At 49.6% G+C, this 10586-nt stretch carries 9 protein-coding genes; 4 read left to right on the forward strand and 5 right to left on the reverse strand.

Going from position 1 to position 10586, the window contains the following annotated elements; all coding sequences use genetic code 11:
* The 5 genes from HY36_RS11180 to HY36_RS11200 form a co-directional block, all read right to left on the reverse strand.
* Positions 1-1039 (reverse strand): hypothetical protein (locus HY36_RS11180; RefSeq protein ID WP_035552666.1); only part of this gene is annotated, 1039 nt, incomplete at its 3' end.
* Positions 1040-1336: 297 nt separating this feature from the next.
* Positions 1337-4075 (reverse strand): DNA polymerase, encoded by a 2739-nt coding sequence (locus HY36_RS11185; protein WP_035552669.1) that lies wholly within the window; start codon positions 4073-4075, stop codon positions 1337-1339.
* Positions 4072-4449, reverse strand: coding sequence for a hypothetical protein (locus HY36_RS11190; protein ID WP_035552672.1), 378 nt, complete (start codon positions 4447-4449; stop codon positions 4072-4074). Before HY36_RS11190 ends, HY36_RS11185 begins: the two co-directional genes overlap by 4 nt.
* A gap of 12 nt (positions 4450-4461) precedes the next feature.
* A complete protein-coding gene (locus HY36_RS11195; RefSeq protein WP_035552674.1) occupies positions 4462-5040 on the reverse strand; it encodes a hypothetical protein in 579 nt (192 codons plus the stop codon).
* A gap of 116 nt (positions 5041-5156) precedes the next feature.
* A complete protein-coding gene (locus HY36_RS11200) occupies positions 5157-5831 on the reverse strand; it encodes a hypothetical protein (protein WP_035552678.1) in 675 nt (224 codons plus the stop codon).
* 41 nt (positions 5832-5872) lie between these two features.
* Between HY36_RS11200 and cas1 the strand changes: the two genes are divergently transcribed.
* The 4 genes from cas1 to HY36_RS11225 all read left to right on the forward strand — a co-directional run bounded on the left by cas1 (position 5873) and on the right by HY36_RS11225 (position 10247).
* A complete protein-coding gene (gene cas1 / locus HY36_RS11205; protein WP_035552680.1) occupies positions 5873-6982 on the forward strand; it encodes a CRISPR-associated endonuclease Cas1 in 1110 nt (369 codons plus the stop codon).
* A gap of 371 nt (positions 6983-7353) precedes the next feature.
* A complete protein-coding gene (locus HY36_RS11215) occupies positions 7354-8322 on the forward strand; it encodes an SMEK domain-containing protein (protein ID WP_035552683.1) in 969 nt (322 codons plus the stop codon).
* A 7-nt stretch (positions 8323-8329) separates the two neighbouring features.
* Complete coding sequence (locus HY36_RS11220; protein ID WP_155841875.1) at positions 8330-8551, forward strand: hypothetical protein; 222 nt, start codon at positions 8330-8332, stop codon at positions 8549-8551.
* Entirely contained in the window at positions 8544-10247 is a 1704-nt protein-coding gene (locus tag HY36_RS11225; RefSeq protein ID WP_035552689.1) for a DUF2326 domain-containing protein, read from the forward strand. Before HY36_RS11220 ends, HY36_RS11225 begins: the two co-directional genes overlap by 8 nt.
* Positions 10248-10586: the final 339 nt, after the last annotated feature.

Raw genomic sequence — 10586 nt, forward strand, 5'->3', positions numbered from 1 at the left:
GGGTGCGGACCTCCAACGCGGCCCGGTAGGCCTCCACGGCTACGATTACGAACCGCTGTGATCCAAACTTCTCAGTTAATTCTTGGAGTTTGTTGCCGGACGCGGTCAGGTACTGAGGTTCCGCAATCGTTGAGTTGCCCTCGACTTCCCTAAGCGCGATCCGCTCTAGTTCTCTTTGCGCATTCAGCCGATTTCGCATCGACAACTCGCCTAGCCTATCGATGCCAGCAAGCATTTGACTTTCTTCGCTGCTCGATAACATGTTGCGAATATCACGAAGGTCCGCACCCTCTGCTCTTCGGCGCACAATCGACAGTGTTCGAAGGATCGCCGCCAACAGGATCAAATCCATAGAAGCGCGCAGTATAAACGTTATAGTCCGGCCCACGCTGCCGCTGGCCTGAAGTCCGCTAACGTTATTCCAGCCAAAAACCTCAGAGGCATCAACAAATGGCACCGCTTTCAGAAACTCACCCCAAACGTAAACAGCGGATTGAGCGAACGGTATATTGGGTACCCCTTTGTAGATCGGCGTCACTTCAGACAGTCTTGAAAATCCCAACGTGAAGAAAACCACGAGGAATACCAGCCCAATCAGGATCTCATTGCCGAGATCGTTCCCCGCAGAAACGACTTCATTCATGTCTTCTTTTTGCTGTCGCTCGGTCTCATCAGCTTCCCAGGCTCGGTAGATCGCGAGTACCAGAAAAAGTCCGATAAATGTTGCGGCCAGCGCTGCCCAGACTGGCGCGAACACAGCAACCGCGACTAGCGCGAGAAATGTTCCCGCGAACACAAGCCAGCGGCGCCAAGTCGTTTGGAGTGTCACACCCGTACTGGGCGCGACCCGGTGGACCAGCAACCGATCAAATCCTCGCAGAAACGGAATGAGCATACGGTCGAACAGGCTTGAGCTGAAGATGCGATAGAGTCCGACGAAAAGCAGGCCAACGACAAGCGCCCCAACAAATGCCGCCAAACCGTCAATCAGTGTGTCGCTGGATGCGGCGAGCCATTTGATCACATCATTCAGGGGCATCGGCCTCTCCGCAGTCTTTGGCAATCCAAAGTGGGACCATAGACAGCGGAGTGTGACAAGAGTTTTGAACCGCAGTTTACAGGGAGACGTTCTAATCAGGTCCCGTGGTAGACATCAGGCCCTACGCGGCCGCATTGCAAGCAAGTCAGCCTGTCTGAACACAGGCCGATGATGGAGACACGTCCCGAAAACTGGTCCATCCGTTCGATGCCCCATCGGTTCCAATCGTCCATCCAAACTGTTAACCTGTCCTCTTGCCCACAGTTCTTGCAGCATAAACGGTATTGGGTTCGATCTCTACTCATCAATCGAGCCTCCGTTTGACAGACCGAAAGTACAAACGGCGCTTATGGTTGGATTGCTATCGCCAAATTCCCCCACCTTGTTCGCTTCCTTCCCAATCAAAACGACGTCATTCGCATCAACAAGCCTCCGCCGCGTCAGTCCCTGATCCCAAGGTGCTCCATTTCCAAACTTGTCTTCTGGGCTTAAGTGAAAGAGCGCCAGAGCCTCTGCATAAGTCTTGAGACAATCAGTCGGAACGATCTTGCCGGTTTCACGATCAAAAGTCTGCTGAGCCGCTTTCCAGGCATCACGTTCAAACGGCGCTATGGGCTTGTGGGACTTCTGCTTATTAGGCCTGCCACGCTTCACGGTGGTCAGAATGTCCGGATCTTCCACCTCAGCCCACACACCTGCCCTGGCTAAAGGCGCAACCATAAAGCCAAACGGCTTTACCTGATTAGATTCCGCTTTGCCCTCATTGTATTTGCCCATCCACCGCAACAGCGCGGGGCTTGTCGCTCCATAGCGACGAATGGCCGGAGATTTAAGAGCTGGATGGTAATCGAGCGAAACCTGATGCGAGTGCCCATCAAGCGCGGCTTCAATAAGCTTATACCAATAGTCGTGCTGCCAAAGATTTACGCCTAATTCCTTTAGCGGATAACCGGGCTTTGGAATTGCCCAATTTGGAATATCTTCTGTATAAGGCGGCATAAATGCCCCCAATCCATGGGCAGAAGCTTTTCTCAAAACCGGCTTATTCTCTTTATCCAGATTAAACAGCGCATATCTTTTTGCGGAAATTGTAAAGCAGTAAAGCGGCTCAAGAACACCATCGGAATTGTAATTGGCGTCCTCGACTTTGAGAATTGAGCCACTCTTGGCATAAGGATTTAGTGGTTCAAACCAATCTATTACGTTCTGGGCTTTGGAATAGAAAAGCTCGCTATCCATGTCATGCGGGCGGGCCATTGCAATACTGTCGGTGTCGCAGAATACCCATCCTAGATCCTGATCGGATGCGAGGCGTTCTGCTGTTGCCAGCATCAGCCGGGCGGCCCCAGTGATAAGGGTTGCCAGCAGTGGGTGAAAATACCGTCCAGGTTCTTCAAGAGCCTTAGATGAAATCTCGTGGCTTTCACTGCTTGCGTCATAGAGCATGAGTGCTTCCGGCTTCGGCGCATCGTCTCGGTTCACTTCAACAAAGATCCCATAGCAGGTCGCATTCGCAATGATCTTGATTTGCTGTTGTAGTGGATCTTTGCGCGCCTTGGCTTCGTCTCTCAGATCGATAAGCCTCGTGAACATGTCATCTTGATTTGGATCGATGCGATACTCTTCGCGACCAAACAGATTGATCGGCTGGAGACCTTCCTGAAGTGGCCCAGGCTCATAGTGAATGGCTTCAAGAATACACGGCGTCTTTCCGGTCAGGATCTTTGACACAAGGACATCTGCCAGCGTGAACCAAAGTGGCGTTTCACTGGTCAAATGGTTGAGTCCAATAGTGAGGTTGTCCTTGCCTTCTGAGTATCTCGTCCGAACAGGCAGAACATCATTCGACGGGCATAGCCTCACAAGCGTTGTCAGACAGCGCCATGTTTCCCGGCATTTCAGGTCCTCAATTTCAAAGGAATCCAGGAAGGCTTGCGTTTCGGCGGTTGCCTCATGTTCTGAATAGCCGTCGGCAATCACGAAGCGGTTGAGGTTCATCAGGGCATTGACCGTCGGATACATCGACTTGAAGTCGCAATAGAGTACCTGCGCTATGTCCCGCCGGATGCGGACTTCTGCCCGCCCCCCATAGTAAGCGGACATAATCCGTCCAAAGCCCTCACGCGGTATATCTGGCTGGCACTTTAGAAGTGGCTGGATGCCCATTTGTTTGAGGTAGGCTTTACCGATGCTCGCCTCACTCAGGATCTTGTGTAGCGGTGTGCTAAGCTCGTGGCTTTCATACATCGTCTTCAGCGCATCAAAGCACTCCCAGGTCGCCTGGACATCAGCGCAGGCATAATCGAGATATGCTTCTGTCAGCGCTCCACCATGTTCTTCGGTTTCATGCTTCTGCGTCGGTACTTTTAGAAACTCAGCCAAACTCTTCAGAGAGTGTTTCCGGCTTGTGAGAGCCATCGCGATAGTTTTCACATCGACAAAGAACCCACGATTATGGCGCGCCTTGAAACCTCGCTTGCGCATGCCACGTCCTGTCAGCTGCTTGCCAGGCCGGGCAAAGTCGATCAGCGCTGCTGACGCACTCAGATGTTTGATCCGAATGTTCGGTTCGGATTTGTAGGGCGAAAACGCAAAGGAGAAGCCGCCACGCATGCTGCCCCGAGCTTCGGAATACGAAAGTGCAAGGCGTGCAATATCGAATGGGAGATTGAACCCTACGATTACAGCATTAGCCCGGTAGCCATACTTGAGGAGCACGTCCTTCCGAAACGCTGCGACAGTCTGGCAAACATGCCCCCGCATTTGCGCGTAGGACCGCAATGTCTCGCACTCAGCGTCTGACAATTCTTCGCTGTAGAACAGAACGGTCCGCTTCAACTCACCGCATCTGCGGATCTGGCAAACACCGAAGCGAAGGGTTTGTGCTGCGTCGGTCGTGGTTTCGGTGTCGAAGATGAGCGTTACGGGAGATGGAGCAACAATCTTTATCGAACCACTCTTCTGAGCGACGGGCTGTATTCCAGGCTTTTCGGTGTAGGCTCTCAAGTAAATTGGGGCGCAGAATGGATCGCTCATGTAGCCACCCCATCTTCTATGGCTGGAGACCGCTCCGCCAAGGCGAGAAGAAAAGCGCCAAACTCAGCGATGGTTCTTGCGATGCGTTCGAACCATTCCGCTAAGGCCAGAAGGTAGCGCCCAATGGTTTCAATCTGCGGGTTTTGTGTTTGTGGCGCGTAGGGCAGATCCTTTTCAGGATCGCTGACCTCACGATGGCAGTTTGAACACAGCACGCCTCCATCATCATGGAATTCGCGAGGGGCAATATGTGCAAGCTCCATGGCTGCAGGATGGTTGTGATAGCCGCAGTGTATGCAAATCGGGTTGCGCGTTCTGAGACGTTTATAGTCCCGCTCTCGCCGCATTTCTTCAGGGCTCAGAATATCATCCATAATGTGTTCCTTTCAGTTTTGAATGATCTGGTAGATTTCGTGGAATTCAGGCTCATCTTTCAGCGCGTAGCGGATGAGCGCATTGGGATCGGTCTCAAAGGGGTGAAACCGGCCTTTGATGTCGGTCACGCCCTTGTCTTCAAATGGCTTGAGAATGATCGGGTCCTGAGTGTTCACAAACTGCCGGATAGCGTTGTGGTACTTCCCAACCTGACTGGCTTCATCGAAACCCGGTACGATGATCGCTGTCGTCCTGGCATCTTTGACGATGGGCACTTGCCGCATCAGCCGGTCTGTCATTACCCACTTGTTGCCCTTCCTCCGGGCGACCTTGTGTGCGTGAATGAATTGGCTGAGACGCTTGGATGACATGCGCGCGGATTTCGCTGCTGACGTCATCGACGCGCCGCCGTGCATTTGCTTCAGGGCCAATTTGATCTTGTCATCGATCTTGGGCTTCGCCTGCGCCGAGCTTGCAGGAGGTTCGCCTTTGCGAGGATGTCCCCGCGCCTGGGCACGCGTCAGGCCTCGGGCTTTGCCCCGCGCAATACGGCGGGCGTATTCTACTTTGTAGTCGCGTTCGCGGGCCATTGGCCTTCTCCTGCACGAGACACCTGCTGCCTCGCTTCAGAGAAAAATCCGCGCATCCGAATTACCTCACGCCACCCCAAATAGTCCCTAATTGCAATGAGGGACTAATATCCTTGTTATTTATACTTTTTCTTCTTGTGAGCATTCTCCGTCCGCTCAAATGAGCTATCGGAATAACCCCAAGCCTCAAAATCCATATCTGGATATTTGTCTTTCAAATATTCCAAATAGATGTCTGTTCGGATCTGTATGTTGTTAGATCTGTTTCGGCGAGATTTCGGCCCGCCCGACAGGTCTACACGGCCAAGCTTCTCACACTCCCGCACTGCTTCTAGACGAAGGATTTCCTGCCTACGCGAGTGGAATTGTGCGTGTGCATTTTCGTTGATCGGAGTAGAGACAATGCGCAACTTGGAGAATCTTGTTTCACCTAAGTCAGCTTCATTGGTCTCAGGTCTGATATTGGCGCCGATCCAAAAGTTAGGCTCTACTCTTTCAATGGCGAATGCACCTGCGTGCTCTCGAACACCAACTAAAGCTATTTCAGCTCCAACCAATTCATTGCGCAATTGTTCAATTGCTTTGGTATGCCTTTGGTTGTGATTGACCGAGGCAGCCATAGATTTGTTGAATGAATCAAGCATCATCGCGAAGTTCGTCATATTCTCCGTGTTGGAACTTTGATGGCTTTGAAGCGCTGAATTCTCAATAGCAACATCCTCGAATATTTCTGAATAATACTCGCTTAGGTGTCGCGAATTAGCCCAGATTTCATTGAGATTTTCAGCCATATCGAATAACTTTAGCCGCAGATTTAGAGGTAATCGCGGCAATGCTAATTCAATCTGAAAACGATAACGTTAATAAAGATGAATGGCCTGAACGCTGCGCTTATTGGGATAAACTCGTTCAATTAGAAATACCGGCGCGAAAGCGCCGAGAAAGGCAATCGCAGCCCTTAATTCTAACGGGTCATGGGCTTTCGCTTGGTGTGGATAAAGGCAGGCTAACTATAAGAGACGGCACCACGCACTACCCGCAAAAGCGGCGAGAATACGTATTCTTTAAAGGCAGTCTCGACATTCCACCCCGCATTATTGTGCTCGATGGTTTTGGGACAATCACACTCGATGCACTGGACTGGATGGCAGAACAGAACATCGCGCTTATTCGTGTTAAGTGGAATGGGCAGTTCTTCTCGCTCATCGGCAATGGAGGCCAAGCTGCCGATCCGGAGAAGTTTATCTGGCAGATAAAGGCCAGAGAGGATGAACAGGAGAAGCTCGTATTCTATCTGCCGCTCATGAAAGACAAACTGGCTAATACGCTAGAGACAATATCCGGCTACTTGCCGGAATCCACAGCCAGAGATCGTGCCCTTGAGAAGATCCGGCTTTACGCTCATCGCTTGCAGAATGATCCGCCCAATAAGCTGAAAACGCTTCTCGGAATAGAAGCGCAATCGGCGAGCTTATATTTTGCCGCTTGGCGTGAGCTTCAGATCAAGTGGAAAGCTAGTAAGCGTTATCCGACCCCGGATGAGTGGCACAGATTTTATTCGAGACAATCGCTAGCGGTTCTGAACAAGGGTGGCGCGAACATCTTTGCTACGCACCCGATCAACGCGATGCTCAACTACGTTTACACGGTTCTGCTTGGACAAATGCAGCTTAAAGTTATCGCAGATGGCTATGATCCTATGCTTGGGGTGATCCACACCCGGAAGCGTTCCAGCTATGGGCCACCACGGCCTGGCTTTGCAATTGATATTATGGAGCCGATGCGGCCTGTGGTGGATCGAGTTATCTTGGAGTTGATTTCCAAAGAAGTGTTTTCCGGGGCGGATTTTGATTTGCAGAGCAATGGGGTGTGCAGGGTGATCCCTGAGTTGGCCAGATTGCTCGCGGGATCAATAGCGCCTTTTCACGATCAATCTCTATGAAATAGGCTGTCAAATTGGTCTAAATGCATTGACGAGGACGCCAACCAATATCCACGTCAGAGCAAAAACGACAAACCACAAAGCCCAGATAAACCAGCTGAGCATTATCGAGCCGATCAACACGCCCTTCCAATCTCCATTGTTCGACTTTCTTTCCATGTCCGTGAGCCAGCCGATACTGACTAAAGTCATGATAGTTGGGCCCCCGTACAACCAAATAGCCATTTCATAAGCCTCGCCGCGAACAGAAAAATCATTACAATCAAGTTTGGAGGCAGCAATTAATTAGTCAAATTCCTCCAGATTACGTATCAATCCTAACGCGAATCATTTGGCGAGTGCCTGATAACGCTACAAGGCCGGAGGGAGCAATGTCTCTGAAAAGACAAGCTGATATAGCTCGCATAACGGAAGTATTGTCCTACATAAGGTCACAAGTCGAACTGTCTGCTCCGAACAATTTCACAGACATAAACATTTATGCGGAGAACTTTTACCGAGACTTCCTCAATCTAATATTTGGATATTCTTTGGCGAATATAAATATCTTGGAGCCGAATGCGGCTGCAATTGATCTCGGTGACTTAGACGAGGGTATTTCCTTTCAAGTTACGTCTACAAGCGATCTAAAAAAAGTGAAGAACACTATTTCCAAGTTCAACGCAAAAGATCTCCATACGAAGTATGATAAGCTAATCGTCATTAACATCACCAAGAAGAAGTCCTATAAGTCGCAGCTTCTCGGGGACCCAAAAAAGTTACAAATCAACCCCAAAGAGCATGTATGGGATGTCTCCGATCTGTTGGGGGAAATTGGTAACAAGACCGCACCCGAAATCGAAAAAATTAGGGCGTTTCTTGACAACCAGGTGATCTGGAAGAAGGCCGAACACGTTTCGGCTGAGATACTTACGTTTCAGGCCCTCATGACCATGTTAAGCGACGAAAGCCAACCTGGTGCTGGTGATGGGTATATTGAGGAACCCGACCCAAAGGGCAAAATTGAAGAACGCTTTGCGAGCCATGAGGAATTTCTAAAGACGGAGTTTCGTGATCTGTACTCGGAGTATGGGGCTGTTTTGGGGGATGTTCGAGACCACGCGGATTTGGGCGCCGTCAAACTGCGACGACTCAGTTTGCACTTGAAGACGTTCAGCGACAAAATTTTGACGGAACACGGAGGCGATGCAAAAAAGGCACTTTCGATTTTGGAGGAGATTTTTGGAAAGCGGCTCTCGGACAGCGGCTTGCATTATGATGGCAGTGCCGTGAGGTTTTTTTTGATAGACGAACTTATTAAGTGCAATGTCTTTCCGAACAAGGAGAACGCTATTGTCTAGCTTGTTTTTGACCGACGAAGACACCGCAGCATCTGCCCCTATTGTGGCCTATAGAATTCTCCGGCTTCTCGAGGAAAAGGGTGCCTATAAAATCAGTATATTTGACGTCGCCGAAAAATTTAAGGGCGAACGATGGTTCTCAATCAACCGCATCCATCTTGGTATGCTATTTCTTTTTGCGCTGGGTCTGGTTGATTTCGATCAGCCATACATTGTGAAACATGCTTAAGATCAAGAAGCTCTATACGGAGCCATCAATCATTGAGCCCATATCATTTGAGAATGGATTGAATTTCATTTTGGGTGTTGAGGATGAGACTAGCAACAAGACCAACGGCGTGGGCAAATCTCTTTCCATCGAATTCATAAATTTCGTTTTGATGAAAAGAAAAAGCAATAGCCGCGTTTCACTTGTGCCAAGCAGTATTCTCCCAAAGGAGACTTCCATTTGCTTGGACCTAGAAATTGACGGTGAAGAGTACACCATCAAGCGATCAATAGAAAAGGCTGAAGAGCCTTTCTTGATTTTTGATGATAGAGTGACAACCTTTTCCAAGGCCGAGGATCTAACCGCATTTTTGGGCGAAAAAATGTTTGCTCACGCCGAAGGTCAGTACCCTTCCTTCAGGATAATGATGGGCCCGCTTATTCGTGATGAACGATCAGAATTTAAATCGATCGTAGGCTGTTACGATACTAATGAACGAGCATCTGACGACTATTCTCCACATCTCTATTTATTGGGACTAAGCGTCGATATCTACCGGTCTATCAAGGCTGCAATCATTCAAATTGATGATCTGACAAGAGATATCAAAAAGATCAAAGAAAACGTCCTACTCTTGCGGCAGAAAGATATTCAAGACGCTCGTTCTGATTTGAACGAATTGGACAGCGAAGTCGCAGAGATTGAACGGAGCATCGACGCTCTGGAAAACGTCTCCGGATACGAATTTATAAAAGGCGACATCATTGAACTTGAAGATAGTTTGGAGAGTTTGAGGCGCGAAAAGGCACTGCTCGGTCAGCAACTCACAAGAACTAAATTAATTACCAGTGAGCGTCCTTTGGACAACGAAGAGGTGAGTGAGTTCTATGCTCAAATTAGTGCGCGTTTGGGCGAACTGATAAAACATGATCTGGACCAAGTATTTGAGTTCAAAAAGAAAATTGATGAATATCAAAATCAGCTAATTCGTGAGCAGCGTGACACGCTGTTGTCCAAGATATCGGGACTAAACGATCAAATAGGCGAATTAGATCGTCAGTACACCAGCAAGCTGGAGGTATTGGACCAACAGGGTGCATTGAAAAATTTGAAGCAAACATATGCCGCCTTCCAAACTAAAGCTGATGAAGCTAGTCAGTTGCGAGCATTCATTGGTCGGTGCGAAGAATTAGAAGCGCAGAAGCAAATCGCACGCTCCAACAAGGAATCTGAATTGCTTCGCTTGCAGTCAAATATCATTGAAGCTCGCAAGACATTAGAATCTTTTGAGCGCACTATACTTGATATCCATGAATATGTTCAGGGAAATCGCAAAGCATCCTTCGAAATCAAGCAGACCTCCAAAAAGCAAGTTGTTGAAATTGTGATGCGGATTGATGATGATGGCAGCCACAGCGTCGAGAGAGAAAAAGTTTTCATTTATGATCTCGCGTTGCTGCTGAATGAAGATACCCGGAAACGCCATCCTGGCATTCTCATACACGACAACATTTTCGACGTTGATCAGGATACACTTCTCAAGAGCCTAAGATATTTGACGGATCGAGCAAAATTTGATGTCGGACAACAGTATATTTTGACCTTGAATGCCGACCGGCTCGATGACGTGACGAAGCGTGCATTGGCCCCACACGTGCGAGCGGAGTTCACCAAGCAGCACCGGTTCTTAAAAGCCAAGTATCAAGAACAACGGTAAGCCGAAGAGTTTGTGGCGGTTTCGTCTCGTTGTGCCGGTTTAGAGTTCCACTACCTAATATATCGCACGAGTTTCACCCACCTGGGGGGCGAGACGTTGGTATTTTTACCTGACATCACTATACCCCCTGCGCAGGCAGGTATCCATCTCCAATTGTGGCCATATGTGCGAGAGGACAGGTTCCGTGATGGGCCCCTGCCTGCGCAGGGGCCTGCGGGAGGAGAGGGCAAACCTCTATCCTCACACACCGCCTCCCCGGCGCATGCCGGGGCCTCCCGCCGTTAGGGCGCGGAGCCAGCCGCAAGAGACTCCGGCGCCCTGCGCCCCACGCTTGGGCCT

Source organism: Hyphomonas atlantica corrig. (assembly GCF_000682715.1).
In the GTDB taxonomy this organism is placed as follows: domain Bacteria; phylum Pseudomonadota; class Alphaproteobacteria; order Caulobacterales; family Hyphomonadaceae; genus Hyphomonas; species Hyphomonas atlantica.